The sequence below is a fragment of the Candidatus Amarolinea dominans genome (genome assembly GCA_016719785.1).
Taxonomy (GTDB): Bacteria; Chloroflexota; Anaerolineae; order SSC4; family Amarolineaceae; genus Amarolinea; species Amarolinea dominans.
Genome location: JADJYJ010000011.1, coordinates 36,369 through 56,467, shown reverse-complemented (window position 1 = coordinate 56,467; position 20,099 = coordinate 36,369). Strand labels below are relative to the sequence as shown.

Below are 20,099 nucleotides of genomic sequence, written 5' to 3'. Positions count from 1 at the left end.
TTGCGTTGCGTCATGAAATCGAGGGCCACCAGCCCGCCCAGGAAAATCCAGCCGAGGACGCTGCTGCGAAAGCCGGTGAAGCCGATGTTGTAGACGAAAGGGATGATCCAGTCGCCCAACATGCCCGCGGCCAGCATGCCCGCCAGCCCGCCCAGGGCTGCATAGACATAGGCGCGGCAAATCCGGCCGCGACCGTGGTGCGCAAACGCCAGCCGAGAACGAATAACTCGAACACCAGCCAGACAAAACACCCAAACCCCAGCAGGCCAGACTGAGCGATGATGTCAATGTAATTGTTGTGGCTGTTGAACTGCACGAAATAGCCAAGGATGGCATACAGCGGCGTGTACCAGTAGTAGTTGGCCGGGCCTAAGCCGGTGACCGGGTTGACCGAAATCAGTTCGACCAGGATGCTCCAGGCTTCCATGCGCGTCAGCAGGCTGTATTCATTGCCCTTCAACAAGACGCTGCTGACATCGGTGTAGAAGTAGAAGCCCACGATGGCTACCGGAATGGCAATGATGGTGCCGATGCGCGGGCGGGCGACCCAGATCATCACCGTCAGCGCGACCAGCGGCGGCAGCCAACCCGAAGACCAACTACGCCCCAAGATCAACCCAACGGCCAACGTGAGCGCAGCCAGGATGCCGCAGCCGACACGCGCCCACCAACGCAGGGTCGAATTGAAGAGGGCCTGGGATGCGGCCAGAACGGTGAGCCACACATAAAAAAGAGAGCCGGCAGCGCCTTCAGCCAGGCGGATAGGAATCAAACGGGCCAGGGGTGGAGCGACACGGAAGGTGATATAGAGGGCGGCAAGCGCCAGGAACAGCCAGGTCATCCATTGCAGCGTCTGCATCTCTTTGACCTGGTACGCCGCCAGCACGAAGGCCGCGGCCGAAACGATGAACAGAGCAAGGCCACCGATCTGCGCGGTGAGCGGCGCCGGTTGTGCCAGCGCCACCCAGTTGAGCTGACCCACCCCAAAGGCCAGAACCGCGCTGGCCGCCAGCGCCAGCGCAGCCAGCACTGCGCGCGACGCCAGAATGCGTACCTGGCGGCGGCGTACCAGCGTGGTCAGCAGCCAGATGCCCACCAACGCGGGCGCCATAATGAGCGGCGCATTGAGGCTGCTCTCGGAGCCGGTGCCGATCTCGAATGGAACGATCATGGCAGCCGCAATCAGCCCCACCAGGCCGAGGCCGGGCCAGCGCAGGAGCAGGATGAAACCGGCAGCGCCGGCAACCGCGATCAACAGCAGCAGCGGCGCCCGCGGGGCCAGCAGTGCGCTGCTGCTCAACACGAGCAGGACAACGACGACACGCAGCCAGAACTGGCGGTCGTGCCAGGTTCGCCATAACTCCCGGCGGGAAGGAAGCACAGGCAAGCGCAGGCGTGGAAGAGAAAGGTTCATGGTTGCACCGTTGCCCGCTCGACGATCGCTGTGCGGGCCTGTTGCAGTCCTTTCTGAAAACCGCGGTAAATATAGCCACCGACAATCCAGCGCTGTAGCGCGACTTGCACGGATGACGGCCAGCGGGCGGCCGCGGCCCGGCGCTGCATAGTTTCCAGGCCGTGCAAGGCCATGCCGCCGGACATCAGCCGCCGCACCCATTTGCGCGCCACCAGGCGCGGGGGGTCTTGCCGCCAGGCGATGGGCGTTTTGTCAGCAAACATGGGCAGGCGCGACTGCAGCGCCGGGTAACGCTCGAACAGGCGCACCGCGGCCTGGCTGGCCCGCTGCCAGCGGGCGCAGGCCGCGGCCAGGTCTTGCCCGGCGTAGTCCCAATGTTCAGCCAGGGCCGCCCGGCACTGCCAGATGGCGTAACCGGCCAGGTGCGCCCGGTAGCCAAAATCCACATCGTCCCAATTCGGCCAGCCGCCGGTCGGGTCCTGAAACTGACCGATGTCGTAGAAATCGGCGCGCAGCATAGCCAGCAGTCCGGTCTTGCACAGGGTGAAGTCCACCGGATGATCGGCCGCAGCACTGGCGCTGCTGGTGCTCAGCTCGCCTGGGCCGATCAGGGTCCCCATCCAGAGAATGCCGGACCGCTGCTGACAACGCGCGGCCAGCACAGCCAGCGCGTGGGGATGCAGCACCATATCGTCGTCCACGAAGATCAGCACTTCGCCCTGCGCTACGGCCGCGCCGCGATTGCGCGCCGCGGTCGGCCCCTGGTTGGCCTGGCGCAGATAGGTGAACCGAAAGGGCTGCGGGCTGGCGGCCAGTGACGGCGTCTCGTCGGTGGAGCCATCGTCCACCAGAATAACTTCAAAATGGCTGTGCGTTTGCTGGCCCAGGCTGGTCAGCAGGCGCGCCACAGCCGCCCGGCGGTTGAAAGTCGGGATGATGACACTCAGTTCGGGTTGATCGGCCGCCGCGCGGCCATTCACATCACCAGTCATGATCGGCATAGTAGTGCTGCGCCACCGGTTCGGTCAGGCGCCGAATCTGGCTGATCTCCTCTGCACTCAATTTCTGACGCCACGCCTGCGCCGCGGCTTGGCTGTGACGCACGATGGCATGGGGGTCCTCCCTGGGCGCCCCCACCGGATTTTGCTCGTTCGAGTGGAGCGCCACCCGGCGCTGGCTGCGTTCGCTCCAGGGCAGGTCAAGGCGCCGGTACAGATCGGCGAAGGCTTCCTGCGGCGCCGCGGCGATGTCTTCCAGGCGCAGGCAAATCCAGTCGGGATGCTGCGCCGCCGCGAGAGTGACTACGTGATAGACGCACAGCCAGAGCAGGGCCGCCTTGCCCACGAAGGTGGGCGGCGGCTGCGCAATCTGCTCGGCAAAGGGCTGCAGCCAGTCGGCCAGCAGCGCCGGCTGTTCGTTGAACGATTTGAAACCAAAGTGCCAACTGACCTGGCGCAGGCTGGCTACGAAGGCCGCCGGGTGACGCACCAGGCAAACGACATCCATATCGAACGTCTCGTCCAACCAACCCGCGGACATCACCGCGATCGGATCTTTCAGGATCGGTCGCGGCAGCCCGATGGTGCGCCGCAGGAGACGATAAGCCAGCAGCCGCCCCGGCAGATATCGCCGCGCTCCCTGGCGCTGCGACCAGTCGAAGCGATAGCTCAAGATGCGGTTGAGCGGCTCCACGTACAACGGGGCATTGTCCGCGTTGACATAGGTGAACCAGTGCCGCAGCAGATGGCCTGGCAGCAGCCCGCTGGTGGGGTTGAACACTTCGCCGATGTAGCAGGTGGAGGGGAACTGCGTCAGCATCTGCCCCACCCAGGTGGTCCCGGCCCGATGCGACCCGGTAATCAGGATCGGTTGACGCCGCCTCATGGCTGCCAGGCTCCGCCGCGACCGGCCAGGAAGTCCCGAATCCCAAAAAGCACAGCATCCCTCTGCGGTCGGCGGCTGCGCCAGCGCGGGCGCACGGTCCAACTCGATACGGTGCGCAGGTAGCCTAGCAGGATCATAGTCTGCACAGCATAGCCGAGACCGCGCTTTCTGGCAAACAGCAGGCTGTTGCGCGTGAGGTAGTAGCTGAGGGCCGGCCCATCGGGCCGTGTACGCGTGTCAGGGTGCCAGGCGCGGGCGCCAGGCACGAGCTGCACGGTAAAACCGGCCTGCTGCGCCCGCCAGCACCATTCGACATCTTCGTAATAGGCGAAGAACGCCTCGTCGAGCAGGCCGATCGTAGTCAGCAGGTTGCGCGTGGCAAGCAGCGCGCAGCCGGAGAGGAAGTCAATCCCTGGTGTGCTGCCAGCCAGCGGCGGCGGGGCATCGTACTGACCCTGATCGGACGCGCCCAGGCCGCGCGGCAAGGCCTGCCAGCCCTGGCGCAGAAAGCCGCCCGCGGAGAGGATGACCTGCGGCGCCTGCGCGGTCAGCACGGTGGGGCCGAACAGCCCGCCCCGCGGCGTCTGCTGACCGGCGACCACCAGCAGCCGGAGCATGTCGGGCGCGACGACGGCATCATCGTTGAGCAGCAGCACCGCGTCCGCACCCGCGGCCAGCGCATGGCGCATGCCCGAGTTGTTGCCCCCGCAGAAACCGAGGTTGCGCCCATTCTCCAGCACCGTCAGGCCCGGCCAGCGCTCTCGAATCAAGGCCGGCGTGCCATCGGTGGAGCCGTTGTCCACAACGATGACATCGAACGACGGATAGTCCGAAGCCAGCGCCGCTTCGAGCGCAGCAGGCACTTCGGCGCGGCTGTTCCAGGTGAGGATGATGATAGAAACGTGTGGTAGAGTCACCCTCTCACCCCGGGGAGTGTAGTTCGTGGTAGATGTGCAGCAGTTCGGCCAGTTCGGCCTGCACGGTCTTGACGGCAGGAGCCTGGCGGCGCAGGCGCGGCAGCAGGTCTGGCTCCAGCAGCAGGCGGCGCAGCGCGGCGGCCAGGCTGTCCGCATCGCCGGGCGTGAAGAGCAGGCCGTTCTGCTCATGCGTGACGAATTCGGCCATGCCACCCTGGTTGCTGGCGATCACCGGCACGCCGGCCGCGAAGGCCTCCTGGATCACCAGCGGGTTGTTTTCAACCCAGAGGGAAGGAACCACCAGGACATCGAAGCCGCCGTAGACCGCGGCCAACTGCTCGCGGCTGAAACGCCCGCAGAACTGCACGTGCGGCAGGGCTGCGGCCTGAGCGCGCAGCCGCGCGCTGTACGCCGGCGATTTGTCCGGGTCGCCCCAAATCTGCACCTCCACCGCCTCCTGCTGCGGATCGAGCCGGGCGATGGCGGCCAACAGAATGTGAACGCCCTTGATCTCGCCAATCTGGCCGACGTAGCCAATCACCAACCGCGGGCGATTGGCCGGGCGAGGGCCAACCTGGTCGGCCCAGCCCAGGTCATGGCCGTGTTCCAGCACGTGAATGGGCTGAGTCACCCCGCAGGCGGTGTGCATGGCAGCCAGGAAGCGCGACGGAGAGATCAGGCGGTCGGCCTGGGCCAGCAGCGGCAGCAGGCGCGCCTTGCGATCGGCCATGTCAAGCGCCATGCCGCGCAGGCCGGGCCGCCGCGACAACCACGGCTGGCGGCTGACCCCTTGCAGCAGCGGGCGCAAGACCGGCGCAGGCAGCACGCGGGCCGGCAGGCGGTAGGCTTTGGCCCCCCACAGCAGACAGGTCAGGCACTCCCAGGCGCTCGTTTGCCCATCGCAGACATGCCCATCCGCGTGCAGGAGCGAGATGCGCGGGCAGATGAACCAGTAATCGGTCAGGGTGATGACCAGGGGCAGGCCGCGCTGCTTGACCACGCGGATGACGCTGGCCGACAGGGTGGCGCAGGAGGTGATGTGAACCAGGTCCGGCTGCATCTCGTCGAGCAGGGCGCCCACCTGGGCGGCCATGACCGGGTTGTCGTACAGGTAGCGGTTGGGGTCCGGCCCGGCCGTCCAGTTGGCGTCGAGGCGCGCCACCGCCACGCCCTGGTAAGTGTCACGCGTCACGCCGTTGACCGGCTGCAGGCCGCTGTCCCACTCGCCCACGCAGATGACGCTCACGCGGTGGCCGGCCTGGGCCAGGGCGCTCGCAATACCGGCTGTGTAGTTTTCGGTGCCGGCCGTGTGGCGCGGGGGAAAGCCGTTGCTCAGGAAGACCAGGTTCATGGCCGACTGCGCTTGCGGCGCCAGGCGTCGGGCACGAAACTGCGCAGCAGGCGCCGGCCGGCCAGGCGACGCACGACCGGCGCGCCAAAACGCAGGGCTTGCCAGGCAAAGCGCCGCTGCGCGGGGCGGTCGCCGGTCACTGCGCCGAGTTGGGCCAGGGCCAGCCCGGCCCGGCCCCAGGCCTGCCTGGCCTGACCGGCGCTGAGCGCGGGCAAATCGGCGTCCAACAGGCGCTGGATGCGCGCCCCGCTCTCCGCCAGATCGAGGCCCTGCGCCGCGCCGCTGAAACCGCGCGGCTGGCGACAGCAGGCCAGTTCGTAATAGAACTCGTCCTGATCGAGCAGCCCCGGCCACAGCGCCGCCGCGGCCTCGATGCGCTCCGCGCCGCGTGCGGAGTCGCCCTGGCGCAGGTAGGCGAGCGCGGAGAGGAAGTAGGTGTAGCCGGCCCACTGCGGCCCGGGCTGCGGCCAGGCGGCCGGGTTGACAGGCTCAGCGGCCGGCCGTTGCAAGAACTTGTGGTACACGCGCAGGCGCTCATCCTCCATGCGCTCGACGTTGTCGGACATGTTGTCGCCGTGCGTGCGATAGTACACCAGGACAGCGGGGGCGCCGACGAACGGCCCCTGGGCCAGCAGGCGCAGCCAGAGGTCCCAATCCGCACAGCCGGAGAAGGCAGGGTCGAAGTCCCCGCTGCGGGCAAGCGCGGCGCGGCGCACCACCACGCCGGAGGGCACCAGCGCATTGCGCCAGGTGATGTCGCTGTCCAGGGTCAGCGCCGCGCCCTCGTAAGGGATGATGATCTGCGGCAGCAGCGCGCCGTCGGCGTCCATGTACTGCCAGGCGGCATAGGCGGCCACGGCGGTTGGGTGTTGCGCCAGCAGGGCGGTCATTGTGGCGAGGTATTCTGGCTGCCAGCGGTCGTCGGCGTCGAGGAAGGCGATCAACTCGCCCTGCGCCATCTGCAGGCCGCGGTTGCGCGCGCGGGCCAGGCCCTGGTTGTCCTGGCGGACGACGCGGAGCGATTGAAATCGCCCCTGACGGGCGTGCCGCCGGGCGTCCACCTGCGTGGACGCGATGTCGGTCGGCGCAGGCCGACCTGGCGGCGGAACGCCCCCCTGCCCCGAATTCATTCGGCGGCCGTCTTCATGGGCATGGTCCGCGCAAAGCTCGGCCAGAATCTTCGGCGTGGCGTCGGTGGAGCCGTCGTCAATGACGATGATTTGCGCGGGCGGCAGGGTTTGCGCCTGTGCGCTAGCCACGGCTTCGAGCAGATAGGCGGCCTGGTTGAAGGCCGGAATGATGACGCTCACAGTAGTCATGGTTGGATGTTACCAATCGTCGTCATGGTTGTACCAGGGCAGGGACGCGGCGGCGAAACCGCGGCGCAGCGCGGCCAGTTCCTCCGCGCTGACGCGGCCGCGCCAGGCGTCGGGCATGGCCTGGCTGTGACGGCTTGTGCTGCCGGGCGCATCGTCTCCCTGCGTGGTGTGGCGCTGGATGAACGCCTCACTGCCCGCGTCCCATGTCAGGGCGCAGAAGGCGAACAGCGAACGAAAAGCCGTCATGGGTTCAGCGCAGAGGTCTTCGTAGGTCACGATGCGCTGGTCGGGGTATTCACGCAGCGCGTCCAATGCCACGCGCAAGGCGCCGGCCTGACGAGCGCCGTGCCCCTCCCACTGCTCAGGCGTGGTTCCCTGCCACCAACCCATGCGGCGGTAGCTCAAACAGACCGCGGCGGGATGGCGCACCAGGAAGACGACGCGCGGCCGGAACGCGGCCAGGAACCAGGGGCAGGCCCGCGGGTTGACCTCTTTGATCACGACCCGTCGCTGTGACCGTTGGGCCAGGCGCCATTGGTCGGGCCATTGCACGATGCCGGGCTTGAACGCGGGGATGCCGTGAAAGGCGCGGGTGGCGGCAAGGCGATAGGCCGGCAGCGGGCGGGCCGGGTCAATTTCCACCACCGTGCCGCGGCCGCCGTCCGCCTGGTAGCTCAGGTTGATCGGTTCGCGCAGATAGAGCGCGTTGGCGGCCTGGCCCAGGGTTTCGCCCAGCCAACTGGAGCCGCTGCGGGGGAAGGAGAGGAGCAGGATGGGCGGCGAGAGGGGCGGCCGGCTTGCGGCCAGCCACGCGCTGAGCGGTCCCCAGCGCGCCCACCAAACCGGGCTGGCCGCGCCTGTCACTCAGCTCCCTCGGTGGACACAGGGGGCGTCAGCACTTCATCGAACATGGGGAGGTAGGGGGTGCCGACGAAGGCGGCGCGCAGCTCATCGAAGTTGAGGATGGCCTGGCGCAGATCGTCGCTGGTCAGCTTGATGGCCTGGCCGCTGACCGGGTAGTCCCCCACGCCGAGGAAGTCGAAAACCTCGTGAAAGACGCGGGGCCGATCGAGCAGCAGGTCTTCGTAGAACAGGTTGAGGGTTGGCCGCTGCATGTCTGCGATGTAGGCGGCCAGGGCCTCTTCACGCTGCACACGCTGCTGCAAGATCTCGCGGAACTTCGCCACATCAATGACCGGCGGCGGCGGCCGCTGATCCTCGGCGTAGATGTTGAAGCGCGCCGCGCTCGGTTCGCCAACCTTGATCGTGTTGAGTTGCATGACCTTGAAGGTCGAAACGACCGATTTGATGCGATTGCGCCGCTGCATGTGGATGATCGAAACCGGACTCGTCCGCAGAATGGCGGCAAAGCCGGCCGGATCGAGGATGGCGCGCAGCTTGGTCTTGAAACCGATCGCCTTGTACGGACCGCGCCAGGGCGGGGTCAGGTAGCGGCGGGTCCAGGCAAGCTGCGCGGCCGCGCCCCGCGCCAGCAGGGGGTCGAGCATCTCGCCGCGCGCTTCGATGTGCGGATGTTGGGCCAGTCCTTCCATCAGATAGGTGCTGCCGGTGCGCCCTTCGAAGAGCAGGACGAAACGTCGAACTTGGGTACGCCAGAATGTCACTGGATCAAGACCTCCCCCAGGATGTCAGATGGGTGAAGCCAATGGCCCACACCCCGCGATTGCGCAGCCAGGCGGGGTTGCGCAGCAGGCCGTTCAGCAGGCAGCGCCGCACGCGCGGGCTGTCATGGCCGGCGTGCGCGGCAAAGGCCTCTTCGATGAAGGCGGCGGCCACCTGCGCCTGGTAGCGCCGCCAACTCAGTCCGAGCACGCGGCGCCGCGCCCGTGCGGCCACGCGCAAGGCGAAGTAGCGACCGTACTGCTTCATGGTCAGGCTGTCCTCGTGCAGGCGGTGGTAGAAAAAGCAGCCGGGCACTTGGGCCACGGACGCCAGGCGGTAGAGGCGCAGCCAGTATTGCAGGTCTTCGGCCATGTAATAGGCCGCGTCGTACGCGCCGGCCTGGGCGGCCAGGTCGCGACGGTAGAGAAAGCAGTGACCGACGGCGTTGGTGTACCAGAGAGCGTCCGGCGGGTGCTGTTCCGATTCGCCGGTGATGCGGCCGGCCGCGTCCATGCGCCAGTAGCCGGTGTAGACCAGGCCAACCTCGGGGTGCGCTTGCAGGTGCGACACCATGACCGCCAGGGCTTCGGGCGCGTAGAGATCATCGTCCTGCGTCCAGGTCAGGTATTCGCCCTGGCTGGCGTCGAAGCCGATGTTGAGCGCGCCCGGCAGCTTGTCCTGGTTGTCGCCCTGATGGACGACGCGGATGCGCGGGTCGTCGAAGCCGGCCACGATGGCGAGCGTGCCGTCGCGCGAGCCGCCGTCCACCACGATCAGCTCGAAATGGGGGTAGGTCTGCGCCAGGCAGCTTGCGATGGATGAGGCGATGAAGCGGCTGCCGTTGAGCGTGGGCAGGACGATGCTGACGAGCGGTGAGGAGGGCGGAGTCATGGCGACAGGTCCCCTGCGGCGGGCGATCCCCGGCGGGAGCGCCCGGCCAGGAAGGCCAACACCCCGCGATTGCGCAGCCAGGTGGGGTCCGCGGTCACGCCCTGCCAGAGATGCCGGCGCGCCGGGTCGGTTTCGCCGGCCGCCGCGGCCGCGAAGAAGCGGCCCATGTGAACGCGGGCCAGCGCCAGGCGCAGCTCGCGGCGCGAGAAATGCGGACCGTGTGAGGGTCCCGCTGTCCCATCCTGCTGCAGCCAGGCGCGGACGCGGCCGGCCCAGGCGGCCAGGGGCTGTGCTTCGCCCCCCTCTGGCGTGAGCAGGTATTCGAGCAGGCCCAGGCGGCCAGCGGTGAGCAGGGTGGGGTCGTAGCCCACGGCCGCGATCAGCGCGGCGTCTGCGGTGGCGGTCTGCCCAGCGGCCAGGGCGCCTTTGACCAGCGCCACCTCGGCCCATGCCCGCGCCGCGCCTTGCCGGGCCGCCAGGTCAGGCGGCAGATCGGGCCGGGCAAAGAACTTGGTCAGCAGCGCGGTCACGCCGTCATGCATGCGGTGAATTTCACGGATGGAGCTGCCCGCGTGCTGGCGATAGTGGCAGACGATCTGCCGCGTCCAGTCCATGGGGCAGCCGGCCGCGGCCAGGCGCAGAAAGAGATCCCAGTCCTCGGCGATTTCGCAGGCGGGGTCGAATTCGCCCACGGTTTCCCACCAACTGCGGCGCAAGAGGACGGAGCCGGGCATGGCGACGCAGTCGAACAGCCAGGCGGCCGGGCGCAAATCAGCATGGGACCGCCAGGGCAAGCGAGCGCCGAGGTCCGCGCCCTGGTCGTTGATGAGCGCATAGCCGCCAATCGCCAGGCCCAGGTCAGGGCGACGGGCGAAGGTAGCCAGATGAGCGGCCAGCGCGCCCGGCGCGTAGAGATCATCCGAATCGAGAAAAGCGAGAAATTCGCCGCGGGCCAACCGGGCGCCGTGGTTGCGCGCGGCCGAACGGCCCTGATTGGCCTGCTGAACGACACGCACGCGGGGGTCGTTGGCCCAGCCGGCCAGGCACGCGGCCGTGTCGTCGGTGGAGCCATCGTCCACGACGATGACTTCGATGTCCTCCGCGGCGAGGGCGGGCGGGTCAGCGGTCAGGCTCTGGTTCGCTGGGCCTGGCGCTGCGACGGTCGAACGGGCCGGGGTGGTCTGCGCCAGGGCGCTGGCGACGGCCGCGGGCAGGAACGCGGCCCGGTTGTAAGTGGGAATGACGACGGAGATGCGCAGCATGATCTCAGCGCCGGCCGAACGGCAGCCAGCGCGCCAGGAACGAGCGCCGGGCCGGTCGCTCGAACTCGTAGCCGAACGCCTCGACATCGGCGCGGAAGCGGTCACGGACGAGGGCGACGAGTTCGTCGTCGTAATAGACAGAATAATGCTCGTGGCTGGACTTGTTGCGCACCGGCAGCTCCTGATAGGGGATGTCCAGGCGCTCGCACAACTGGCGGAAGTCGGCGTCCAGGCGCTCCTGGCGCATCACCAGGTTGACATGGCTGAACGGCGCCTGCCCGGGCGGGTCGTCGGGAAGTTCAACGAAACTGGCGGCCGACGCGATCTTGTTTGCCATCTTCAAGAAGCGCGCGCGGTCCCAGGTCACCGGCCCGCGATGGGGCGAAAAGTACATGGAGATCAGGCGCTCCCACGGGTTGCGCACACAGGTGGTCTTGAACAGGCGCTGGAAAAGCGCAGCGGGCAGTTCGCGCTGGTAGTCGCGCAGGGGCGAATGTTTGCGCAGGTTGTAGACCGGGTGCATCAGGCCAAAGCGATCGAAGCCGTCCAGCTCCTCCATGGGGCGCGTGGCAAATTTTTGCGCATAGGCCGGCAGCGCGTCGCCCTGCGATTGCGCCGGCGGGGGGGCGATTTCCTGCGGAAACGCCTTGATGAGTTGATCATCGGCAAAGGGCAGCAAGATGTTCTGGATCGAATTGCCGGCCGTCTTGGGGATGTGAACGAAGAGGAAGTTGCATTGCTCTGAAATCATGCGTTGGTTCGGCTCCGTGATGCTTGCTGCGCCCAATGATAGGCGGCGACGGTGCGGGCGGCCACTGCGGCCGGCTCGAAGCCGCCGGCCTGGAAACGGCGGCGGCTGGCCTCGCCCAGCGCGTGCAGTTCGTGACGCGGCCGCTGCGCCAGGTCGGTCAGGGCGGCCGCCAGTGCGGGGACATCGCCCGGCGCGACCAGCCAGCCATTTTCGCCGTCAACCACCAGCTCCGGGTTTCCGCCCACGCGGGTGGCAACGATGGGTTTGCCCGCGGCCAGGGCTTCGATCAGCGCCACAGGCAGGCCCTCCCAGTACGAGGGCAGCACGACCGCGTCGCTGGCGGCCAACAGGTCGGGCAAGTCGGCATGGGTGACGATGCCCAGGAAGCGGACCTGGCTGGCCAGGTGCAGCTCAGCAGCCAGCGCTTGCAGCTCGCCGGCCAGGGGGCCGTCGCCGGCCAGCAGCAGGCGCACCTCCACACCGGCGGCGCTGACCTGGGCCACCGCGTGCAGGAGGTCGCGGTGCCCCTTCTGCGGCATCAGGCGGGCCACGCAGATGATGGTACACGGGCCGCTGGCCGTAGATGGCCGGGCCGGCAGCGGCGTGACCGGGTAAGGAATGACGGCAATGGGCTGAACCGCGCCGCCAATCCCAATCAGGCCGTCGCGGCCGGCCGCGGAAACGGCAATCAGCAGGTCGGCATTCAGGAGCGGCGCGGCGACGAGCGGCTCGTGCAGGGCGGGGTCCGGGCTGTTGTGCTCGGTGTAGACGACGGGGTAATCAAAGCCGCGCAGCCAGGCCAGCGCGCCCGGCGGGTCTTCACCGCAGCCCCAGCCATGCACATGCACGATGGCCGGCGCCGCGGGCGGGGATCGGCGCCAGGCGGACTGCAAGGGGCGGTAGTACCAGTGTTCGACGGCCAGCAGGCGCGCCAGGCGCTCGCGGCCAACTCCCTGGGCGCCCTGCCAGGAGCGCTGCCAGGCGCGGCCGCGGCGCAGCGCATCGGCCAGGGCCAGCAGGGCCAGCAGCGGGCTGAGCAGAGTCAGGCCGGCCGCGATCAACGCCAGGCGTCGGCCCCGCACCAGGTCGGTCAGGCGAACGAGCCAGGGTGGCGCGCTGAGGATGGGGATGCCGGCCGCGGTCAGACTGGCAACATTCTGGTTGGGCAGGGTGGGACGCCGCACCACGTAGATGCGCACCCGGTGTCCCTGCGCCTGCAATTCACGGGCCAGCGGCACCAGCGCGGATTCGATGCCGCCGATGGGCGCCAGCACGGTCATCAGCATGGTGATGTCAAACATGGACCAAACGGGATCTCATGTCAATCAACGTATCCCAGTTCGCGCAGGCGGCGCTGGACGATTTCGGCCTCGGCGGCGCTCAGGGCGGCGGTGCGCGGGGCGGGTGGGTAATGCCGGCGGTTGGCCTGCCACTGGCTGTAGAAGGCTTCAAAGCGCAGGCGGACCCCCTGGTAGGCCGGTTCTGCGCTGACATCGGTCGTTTCCCTGGGATCACGCGCCAGGTCGAACAGGCGGCTGGGGCGCCCCTGCCAGACGATGAGCTTGGTCGTTTCGCTGACAACGGCGGTCTGGCTGCCGGTATGGCTGCGGTCGTGCAGGGTCGGGCTGTCGGCCACACGCTGAGCGGCCTCTGCGTCCGACTGGCCCGCGTACTCGCTGATGACCGCGGGCCGGTCCGCGGCGGTCGCCAGCAGGCTGAGGCCGGAGGAGAGCGCCGCGGCCTGCGGTGTCCCCTCAGCGCCCGCGGCCGCCAGCAGGGTGGGGGGGATGTCCACCAGGCTGACCGGGCGCGTCACGACTGCGGGGGTGGTGAGGTCGGGGTGAACGAGGATCAGCGGCACATGGATCAGCTCCTGGTAGAGCCGCGGCCCATGCCCGACGATGTTGTCATGCTCGCCGAACATTTCGCCGTGATCGGCCGTGATGATGAGCACGGTGCGGTCGAGCAGGCCGCTGCGCTGCAGGTCGCCGACGAAGCGGCGCAGGCAGGAGTCCAGGTGACAGATGGCCGCGTCGTAGAGCGCCATCTTCTGGCGCTGATCCTCCGGATCCACGGTGAGCAGCAGGCGGTTGTGCTCCAGCGGCTGGATGTCGCGGTAGCGATTGCTGTGCTGCCAGGGATCGCCGGCGACGAAGCGGCGTACGATGGAGAGCGGCGCGGTGTAGGGCATGTGCGCGTCCATCAGGTTGGCGAAGACGAAGGCCGGCTGCGTGGCCTCAGTCAGCGTGCGCCGGATGTCGGCCAGGGTGTCCCCGCTGCGCGTGCTCCAGCCGCGCTGGTAGGGGAAGGGCTGGCGGCGGACGCGATCTACCCAGAAGTTCCAGGCCCGGTTGAGGAGGGTGCGGCGGTAGCGGGGGCGCCAACTGCCATCCCAGTAGTCCACCTGGCGGCCAAACGCGTCGAGCAGGCCGGTTTCACGGCTGACCAGCACGTTTTGCGTGAAGGCGTGGGTGGTGTAGCCGGCCGCGGCCAGCAGGGTGGGCAGTTGGGCCACCTCCGGCGCCAACTGCCGGTCAGCGTGGCGCGGATCGAAGCTGAGGCCATGCTCACTGGGATAGAGGCCGGTGAACATCGAGGTGTGCGACGGCACGGACCAGTTGCCGGGCGCGTAGGCATTGCGGAAAACCCGGTGGCGGGCGGCCAACTGCGCCAGGAACGGCGTGGTGGGGCGGTCATAGCCGTGAAAGGTGGTGTTGGCCGCGCGCACAGAGTCGAGCACCAGCAGAACCAGGTGAGGCGGTGAAGTCATGGATGAGACCCGACGGCGGATTTCTGGGCGATGACCTGGCGGTAGACGGCCAGGGTGGCCTTGACCATGGCCGCGACGGTGAAGTCGCCGGCCAGGAAGCGGGCACGGCCGGCCTGACCCATGCGCCGGCGCAGATCGGGGTCCTGGGCCAGGCGGTGCAGCGCGGCGGCCAGGGCGGCGGGGTCGTCCGGCGGCGTCAGCAGGCCGTTGACCCCCTCTTCGATCAGCTCCGGCAGGCCGCCGACGCGCGTGGCGACGACCGGTTTGGCCCAGGCCATCGCTTCGAGCACGCTGACGGAGCGGCCATCGTTGCGCGTGGGGTGGGCGACGATGTCGGTGCGCTGCATGATGGGCGCCAGGTCAGCAAAGGCGCCGCTAAATTCGACCGAGGATGCCAGGCCCCAGGCCGCGGCCTGCGCCTGCAGGCTGCTGCGCAAAGGGCCATCGCCGGCAAAAACGACCCGCAGCGCGCCCGCCGGACTTTCGCCCGCCGCACCCTGCTCGTTCAAGATGCGCAGTGCGGCCAGCAGCAGGTCTGGCCCTTTCTCCGGCGCCAGGCGCCCCACCGCGGTGACGATGACCGGGCCGGGCGCGGGGCCGGCCGGGTCAGTAGGGCGCAGCGCGTCGTCGGCGGGCGCGCTGGTCACGGCATTGGGCACGACCACGCCTGGCGGAATGGGGCCGCACAGGCGCTGCAGCCCGTCCAGGCTGGCCTGCGCACGGCCGATGATGGCATCGGCCCGGCCGATGACCGGACACAGGCCCGCCCAGACCGACGCCAGCCCCTCATCGGGCGCGCCATATTCGGTGTAGATCAGCGGCAGGCCGCGATCGGCCGCGTAGACCAGACCGCCCGGCAGCATGGAGTGCTGCACATCCACCAGATCGGGCGGCCAACGCCGGCGGGCGCGATCCAGGCGACGCCACAGCCACCAACTCAGGCCATCGGCGAAGAGCCAGCGCCCGAAGCGGCCGTGCAGCCAGCCAACCGCGCCCTGCCAACTGCGCGCCCAGGATCGGCCGCGGCGCCGGCGGTCGGCCAGGGCCGCGAGCAGGAGCAGGGGGACGCACAGCGCCAGCAGCAGGCGCATCGAAGCCTGGCGCCAGGCCAGGGGTGGGTCGAGCAGACGGGCCAGCCAGGCCGGCGGCGCGGAGAGGGTCACGCCTGCCTGCTGCATGCGCTGCCAGTAGGGGTGATCTGGCGCGACCGCCTCGCGGATGGCGACGAACACCTGCACCCCTTCGGCGGCCAGGCCCGCGGCCAGGGCCGACATCTGCGCCTCGAACCCGCCGCGCGTGCGCAGGTCAGGCGCCAGGAGGTAGACTCTCATGCCGGATCGTCCCAGCCGAAATCACGGCCCAGGAAGTCGGTCAACCGCCGGTTGTGCGGCCGGAAGAAGGCGGCGAGTTCGCCGAAGACCGCGGGTTTCTCGGAGAAATCCGCAGTCTGGCCCCCAGTCTGATTGAAGGGCCGGTACGCGGTCGGTTCCCAGGCCGGCAGTTCCAGGAAGTCGAGCACCTGGCGGAAGATGAGCGCGGGCTGCTCGTAGAAGTCCTCGCTACGCAGGATGAGCATCTGCCCGGCCGGAAAGAAGCGGCGCCAGGCCTGCAGTTGATCCACGTAGAGGCCGCGGGCCAGGTAGGAGAAGTGCATGGGGGCAAAACCGGGGGAAGCCGGGTCGGTCTGCAGTCTGTCCATGTCTCCGGCCAGGCGCTCCTGCTCCGCGGCCACGGCGTCAGCAAACGAAAGGGACTCGATGCCCTGGCGGCCGGCGCGGCGCTCCAACTGGTAGTGCGAGTAAGCGCGGTCCACCGGGTTGCGCAGCAGGGCAATCAGCTTGACCCGCGGCAACAGCGCCTGCACGGCCTGCGGCGCGGCCGGGTGAAAGAGGTACATCGGCGTCGCCTCGCCCACACGCTGAGCGCGGGCCAGGCGCAGGGGAAAATGGGCCTGGTACCAGCCGCGGCCGGCGCTCAGGTTCAGGTCGAAGTAGTGCAGCTCCTTGTCGCGCACGGCCGCCACCGCGGGATGCCCGGCCAGATAATTGAAGAGCGAGGTGGTGCCCCCGCGCTGCGCGCCGATGATCAGGAAATCGGGCAGGCGGCGCAGGCGCGACGTCAGGCGCCGGGTCAACCAGGTGCGCAGGAACAGGGCGTACAATCCACGATTGCGCAGCAGGGCCGGCTGCTCACGGACGGCGTGCGGCAGGGTGCGGCGGGCCGTGCTGGTATCGAAGCGGGCCAGGGCGTCGAAACAGGCCTGGCCCCAGAAGTGCGGCTGACGGCTGCGCCATGACGCCAGCGCCAGACCCGCGGCCGGACGCAGCGGGGCCGGCAGGGCCGCCAGCTCGTTCAAGAGCGCCCGGCCCGTCAACTGCGGGATGGCCCAATACTGGCGCTGCAAGCCAAGCCAGCGCTGTTCGAACAGGCGGCTCAGCAGCGGCGTCGCGGCCTGGCCGTGACGGGAAAACGCGGCCTGGATGTCGCCGATGGCCGCCAGCGAGGGCATCACGACCGCGCCCAGGCTGTGACGCCAACTGATGCCCAGCGGGCGATCGCCCAGGGCCTGCCAGCGCGCCTGGCCCTGTACGCGCAGCCAGTACTCGTGCTGGCTGGCTCGTGACAGATCGGGCGGGCCGTGCTGCGCCAGCAGGCTGCGGCGCACCAGCAGCAGCGGCCAGGCGGTGGGCAGCGCAAAATCAATATCGCCGGACAGGCCGGCGGCCTCCTCGCTGCCTTCGGCGGCCAGCACGTACGCGCCACACACCATCTCCGCGTCCGCGGCCAGGCCGGCCAGCGCCGCGGCGGCGGTCAGCGCCTCGCCGGGCAGCAGCCAGGCGATGAAATCGCCCTGCGCCTGCGCCACCCCGTGCGCCAGCGCCGCGCTGGGGTCAGCGGTGGGCGGCGCGTCCAACACGGTGAGATGGCCGGCGTGCTGCTCCACCAGCGCCCAATGCTCAGGGTCGGCGCCGCCGTTGACGGCCATCCACTGCACATCCGCGCTGGCCTGCACGTGCGCCAGGGTGGCCGCCAGCCAGCGTCGCGGCGCGGCCGTGACCACCAGGACGACAGACAGACGAACGGGCACGGCTAATCCACGTAACCGAGCGCGCGCAGTTGCTGGGCCATCAACGCCTCTTGCTCCGGCGTGAGGTCGGCAGAGGCATCGGCATCCGGCGGCGCGGCGGGGTCGCCCTGCTTTTCGGCGGGGGTGGCCGCGGTGGGCTGAGCGGACGGCGGACGCTGCGTCAGCAGCGCGGGCGCCAGGAACTCCTGCAGCACGCGGCCATCGTAGTCGGCCGGCCGGGCCGCGTCCATCAGGTAGAGCACGGTGGCGGGAATGTCGGCCAGGTCCGCGGCCAGCATGTTCTCGCCGGGGCTGAAGTCCGCACCCGAGAAGACAAAAATGCCGTCGCGGCTGTGCTCGCCGTTCCACGCGCCGCTGCCGCGCTCGAAGTAGGACGCGCTGCGGTAGTTGGGGCCGAACGCCAGGCTCCAATCCGAGCTGAAGGTGTCCAGGATGAGGGCCGGGGCCTGCGCCATCTGCGGGCCGTGGTACAACTGGCCGGCGGGCAGCACGGCCTGGAAGACCGGCTTGCCGCCGGGGTCGGTCAGGGCCAACAGCCGCGCCTGCACATCGGCCGCGGCGTCGGCGGCCGCGGCGGGGTTGGCGTAGATGAGCGAGCCGAACGACATGAACTGCGAACGTCCCCAGTCGGCCTGGCCGTCGAACGCGTAGGCGCGATACGCGGCGGGGGCAAGCTGCTCCAGGCGGCGGGCCAGCCAGGCCGGCAGCGGCCCGTTTCCGGCTCTCAGCGCCCGGCGCAGCCCATTGCGCACCACTCGTTCCAGCGGCCCATGCAGCCCAGCCTGTTGACCGGCCTGCACGAGCAGCCAGTTCAGGTCGCCGGCCGGGTCCGTGGGCGTGCGCGGCGCCCAGGTGAGCAGGCCCTGGTCATAGAGCCACTGGTTGATGTAGAACTTGCCCTGGATGCGCCGCGAGCCGTGGTCCGAAATGAGCATGACGTTGAGCGGCTGCAGCGCGTCGAGCAGTTGGCCCAGGTGGCGGTCGCTGTCCGCGTAGGCTCGCTGCACACCGGCCATGTCGGGCGCCAGGTGATTGGCGTGATCGGGCAGCATCAGATTGATGACGAGGACATCGAGTTCGAGCTGCGCGGTCAGGCGAATGGCCGCGGCCACCTGAAACGCCTGCGTCCGCTCATCGGCCGCGTACCAGCCCTCGCCGTTCACCAACATGCCCTCCAGGTGGCCCGGCTCGTAAGGCCCCAACTCCGCCTCCAGCCCGGGCAGGAGGTTGGGCGGGTAGAGGTAGCGGCGCAGCGGGTCAATCAGCGGATAGCCGCACAACACGAAACCGTCCAGCGGCTGGGTTGGAAAGGTGAGGGGGATGTTGACCAGGCCGACTTTGCAGCCGCGGGCGTTGAGCTGGCGCCAGAAAGGGACGCCATGCACCGTGGCCGAGGTGTGCAGTTGCAGATGCGGGGGATCGGCGTCGCGCACCAGCCGGTTCCATTCGAAGACGCCGTGCTTGCCGGGATTCGCGCCGGTCGCCAGGGTTGACCAGGCCACGGGCGTCAGCGCGGGCATGGTGGAATGGAGCACGCCAGAGCGCCCCTCGGCTATCAGGCGCTGCACGTTGGGCAGCGAGCCGTCCTGCAGCCAGGGCGTCATGTATTCCCAGCACGCGGCGTCGAATCCGGCCACGAGCAGCGGCAGGCGGCGTCCGCTCATGATTGCTCTCCGCGGGGGTTGGCTGGCTGACCGGGCTGTCGCCCCGGCGGTCCCGCAGAAAATCGCCCGGCGCGCCAGCGGGCGATGAGCGCGGGGCCGAACGCGCGACGCAGCAAGGCTTGCAGCAAGATAGAACGCACCCCGCGGTTGGCGAGGAGCCGCGGTTGGCGGCGCACGGCCCAACGCAGGCAGGCCGCGGCCTGATCGGGCTGCTGGTCGGCCAGGCGCAGGCCCTGGCTGAGCAGCAGTTCGGTGACGAACGGCTGCACCGCGCGGGTCAGCGGGCCGGGCAGCGCGGTGCAGGCGGGGTCGGCCAGCTCAGCCGCGAAGCAGGCGGGCCATTCCGCGGGCCGACCCCGCGCCAGCGCTTCCCAGCGCAGGCCCAACGGCCGCCGCGCCGCGGCCACGCCATCGCCGCCGTGCCGCTGGGCAATGCTGTAAATTTCGCCGATCATCGCCAGCGGCAGCGCGTGGGTCTTGGCCTGCGGCTGCAGGCGAAAGAGGGCCAGCGGCGCATCGGCAAGGAAGACAAAATCGCCCACCTGGCGCAGGCGAATCCACAGGTCGTAGTCCATGCCATAGTGCAGCGACCCATCCAGGTAGCCCACCTGCCGCAGCGCGCTGTGCCGCAGCAGCACCGTCGGTTGGCGAATCACGCCCCCGCGCCCCAGCAGCGTGCTGAGCGGCGGCTGAGCCTCGATGCGGCCGGTCGAACTCTTGACCTTGCGGCCCGCGCTGTCAATGTAGTCACAGTTGCCATGCACGAGCACCGCGTGCGGATGCGCCAGCAGCGTCGTCACCGCGCGGATCAGCGCGCCCGGCAGCAGCAGATCGTCGGAGTTGAGCCACCCCACGAACTCCCCGCGGGCGCGGCGGAACCCCTGGTTGATGGCGTCGGTCTGTCCGTGGTCCGGCGCGCTGACCCAATGCGTCAGCCAGGGCGCATAGCGTTGGATGATCTCCACGCTGCCATCGCGGCTGCCGCCGTCCATGACGATGACCTCCAGGTTGGGGTAGCCCTGCAGCAGCACGGAGCGCAGCGCCTCTTCCAGGAACGCGGCCTGTTGAAAGGATGGAGTGACGATGCTGACGAGCGGCCAGGTCATGTCAGGCGCCAGGTCGGGCGTCGGGGCGTCGGTCCAGGGCCAGCCCTGTTGGCAGGTCG

Annotated in this window: 17 protein-coding genes; all 17 read right to left on the bottom strand. The window is 69.1% G+C overall.

Features of this window, described 5'->3' with window-relative positions:
* Positions 1 to 10: 10 nt before the first annotated feature.
* The 17 genes from IPM84_14265 to IPM84_14185 all read right to left on the bottom strand — a co-directional run bounded on the left by IPM84_14265 (position 11) and on the right by IPM84_14185 (position 20,040).
* Positions 11 to 1,414, bottom strand: a complete 1,404-nt coding sequence (locus IPM84_14265; GenBank protein MBK9093905.1) for an O-antigen ligase family protein — start codon at positions 1,412 to 1,414, stop codon at positions 11 to 13.
* Positions 1,411 to 2,415 (bottom strand): glycosyltransferase family 2 protein, encoded by a 1,005-nt coding sequence (locus IPM84_14260; protein ID MBK9093904.1) that lies wholly within the window; start codon positions 2,413 to 2,415, stop codon positions 1,411 to 1,413. The genes IPM84_14265 and IPM84_14260 overlap by 4 nt, the downstream gene beginning before the upstream one ends.
* Positions 2,396 to 3,298: a sulfotransferase gene (locus IPM84_14255; GenBank protein ID MBK9093903.1), complete on the bottom strand. Its 903-nt coding sequence runs from the start codon at positions 3,296 to 3,298 to the stop codon at positions 2,396 to 2,398. The genes IPM84_14260 and IPM84_14255 overlap by 20 nt, the downstream gene beginning before the upstream one ends.
* The gene (locus IPM84_14250; protein ID MBK9093902.1) at positions 3,295 to 4,215 is read right to left on the bottom strand and encodes a glycosyltransferase family 2 protein; all 921 of its coding nucleotides are present in this window, start codon (positions 4,213 to 4,215) and stop codon (positions 3,295 to 3,297) included. The genes IPM84_14255 and IPM84_14250 overlap by 4 nt, the downstream gene beginning before the upstream one ends.
* Positions 4,216 to 4,219: 4 nt before the next feature.
* Positions 4,220 to 5,566, bottom strand: coding sequence for a glycosyltransferase family 4 protein (locus tag IPM84_14245; GenBank protein ID MBK9093901.1), 1,347 nt, complete (start codon positions 5,564 to 5,566; stop codon positions 4,220 to 4,222).
* Positions 5,563 to 6,885 carry a glycosyltransferase family 2 protein gene (locus tag IPM84_14240; GenBank protein ID MBK9093900.1) on the bottom strand — a complete coding sequence of 441 codons (1,323 nt, stop codon included), beginning with the start codon at positions 6,883 to 6,885 and terminating at the stop codon, positions 5,563 to 5,565. Before IPM84_14240 ends, IPM84_14245 begins: the two co-directional genes overlap by 4 nt.
* Before the next feature lie 9 nt (positions 6,886 to 6,894).
* On the bottom strand, positions 6,895 to 7,749 hold the full coding sequence (locus IPM84_14235) for a sulfotransferase (protein ID MBK9093899.1): 855 nt from the start codon (positions 7,747 to 7,749) through the stop codon (positions 6,895 to 6,897).
* Positions 7,746 to 8,510: a hypothetical protein gene (locus IPM84_14230; protein MBK9093898.1), complete on the bottom strand. Its 765-nt coding sequence runs from the start codon at positions 8,508 to 8,510 to the stop codon at positions 7,746 to 7,748. Before IPM84_14230 ends, IPM84_14235 begins: the two co-directional genes overlap by 4 nt.
* A gap of 4 nt (positions 8,511 to 8,514) precedes the next feature.
* The gene (locus tag IPM84_14225) at positions 8,515 to 9,399 is read right to left on the bottom strand and encodes a glycosyltransferase (GenBank protein ID MBK9093897.1); all 885 of its coding nucleotides are present in this window, start codon (positions 9,397 to 9,399) and stop codon (positions 8,515 to 8,517) included.
* Complete coding sequence (locus tag IPM84_14220; protein MBK9093896.1) at positions 9,396 to 10,661, bottom strand: glycosyltransferase; 1,266 nt, start codon at positions 10,659 to 10,661, stop codon at positions 9,396 to 9,398. Before IPM84_14220 ends, IPM84_14225 begins: the two co-directional genes overlap by 4 nt.
* 4 nt (positions 10,662 to 10,665) lie before the next feature.
* The gene (locus IPM84_14215; protein ID MBK9093895.1) at positions 10,666 to 11,412 is read right to left on the bottom strand and encodes a sulfotransferase family 2 domain-containing protein; all 747 of its coding nucleotides are present in this window, start codon (positions 11,410 to 11,412) and stop codon (positions 10,666 to 10,668) included.
* Positions 11,409 to 12,713 carry a glycosyltransferase gene (locus IPM84_14210; GenBank protein ID MBK9093894.1) on the bottom strand — a complete coding sequence of 435 codons (1,305 nt, stop codon included), beginning with the start codon at positions 12,711 to 12,713 and terminating at the stop codon, positions 11,409 to 11,411. Before IPM84_14210 ends, IPM84_14215 begins: the two co-directional genes overlap by 4 nt.
* 20 nt (positions 12,714 to 12,733) lie before the next feature.
* Positions 12,734 to 14,182, bottom strand: coding sequence for a sulfatase-like hydrolase/transferase (locus tag IPM84_14205; protein MBK9093893.1), 1,449 nt, complete (start codon positions 14,180 to 14,182; stop codon positions 12,734 to 12,736).
* Positions 14,179 to 15,513, bottom strand: coding sequence for a glycosyltransferase family 4 protein (locus IPM84_14200; protein ID MBK9093892.1), 1,335 nt, complete (start codon positions 15,511 to 15,513; stop codon positions 14,179 to 14,181). Before IPM84_14200 ends, IPM84_14205 begins: the two co-directional genes overlap by 4 nt.
* Entirely contained in the window at positions 15,510 to 16,691 is a 1,182-nt protein-coding gene (locus IPM84_14195; protein MBK9093891.1) for a sulfotransferase domain-containing protein, read from the bottom strand. Before IPM84_14195 ends, IPM84_14200 begins: the two co-directional genes overlap by 4 nt.
* A 581-nt stretch (positions 16,692 to 17,272) precedes the next feature.
* The gene (locus tag IPM84_14190) at positions 17,273 to 18,934 is read right to left on the bottom strand and encodes an alkaline phosphatase family protein (protein ID MBK9093890.1); all 1,662 of its coding nucleotides are present in this window, start codon (positions 18,932 to 18,934) and stop codon (positions 17,273 to 17,275) included.
* Positions 18,931 to 20,040, bottom strand: coding sequence for a glycosyltransferase (locus IPM84_14185; GenBank protein MBK9093889.1), 1,110 nt, complete (start codon positions 20,038 to 20,040; stop codon positions 18,931 to 18,933). Before IPM84_14185 ends, IPM84_14190 begins: the two co-directional genes overlap by 4 nt.
* Positions 20,041 to 20,099 lie beyond the last annotated feature (59 nt).

What these genes read in the sequence shown, in the direction of transcription:
- IPM84_14215 (MBK9093895.1), bottom strand. Translation starts at nt 11,412, where the DNA reads ATGATTTCAGAGCAATGCAACTTCCTCTTCGTTCACATCCCCAAGACG.
- IPM84_14190 (MBK9093890.1), bottom strand. Translation starts at nt 18,934, where the DNA reads ATGAGCGGACGCCGCCTGCCGCTGCTCGTGGCCGGATTCGACGCCGCG.
- IPM84_14205 (MBK9093893.1), bottom strand. Translation starts at nt 14,182, where the DNA reads ATGACTTCACCGCCTCACCTGGTTCTGCTGGTGCTCGACTCTGTGCGC.
- IPM84_14240 (MBK9093900.1), bottom strand. Translation starts at nt 6,885, where the DNA reads ATGACTACTGTGAGCGTCATCATTCCGGCCTTCAACCAGGCCGCCTAT.
- IPM84_14260 (MBK9093904.1), bottom strand. Translation starts at nt 2,415, where the DNA reads ATGCCGATCATGACTGGTGATGTGAATGGCCGCGCGGCGGCCGATCAA.
- IPM84_14245 (MBK9093901.1), bottom strand. Translation starts at nt 5,566, where the DNA reads ATGAACCTGGTCTTCCTGAGCAACGGCTTTCCCCCGCGCCACACGGCC.
- IPM84_14265 (MBK9093905.1), bottom strand. Translation starts at nt 1,414, where the DNA reads ATGAACCTTTCTCTTCCACGCCTGCGCTTGCCTGTGCTTCCTTCCCGC.
- IPM84_14195 (MBK9093891.1), bottom strand. Translation starts at nt 16,691, where the DNA reads ATGCCCTCGCTGGCGGCCATCGGCGACATCCAGGCCGCGTTTTCCCGT.
- IPM84_14220 (MBK9093896.1), bottom strand. Translation starts at nt 10,661, where the DNA reads ATGCTGCGCATCTCCGTCGTCATTCCCACTTACAACCGGGCCGCGTTC.
- IPM84_14200 (MBK9093892.1), bottom strand. Translation starts at nt 15,513, where the DNA reads ATGAGAGTCTACCTCCTGGCGCCTGACCTGCGCACGCGCGGCGGGTTC.
- IPM84_14185 (MBK9093889.1), bottom strand. Translation starts at nt 20,040, where the DNA reads ATGACCTGGCCGCTCGTCAGCATCGTCACTCCATCCTTTCAACAGGCC.
- IPM84_14255 (MBK9093903.1), bottom strand. Translation starts at nt 3,298, where the DNA reads ATGAGGCGGCGTCAACCGATCCTGATTACCGGGTCGCATCGGGCCGGG.
- IPM84_14210 (MBK9093894.1), bottom strand. Translation starts at nt 12,713, where the DNA reads ATGTTTGACATCACCATGCTGATGACCGTGCTGGCGCCCATCGGCGGC.
- IPM84_14225 (MBK9093897.1), bottom strand. Translation starts at nt 9,399, where the DNA reads ATGACTCCGCCCTCCTCACCGCTCGTCAGCATCGTCCTGCCCACGCTC.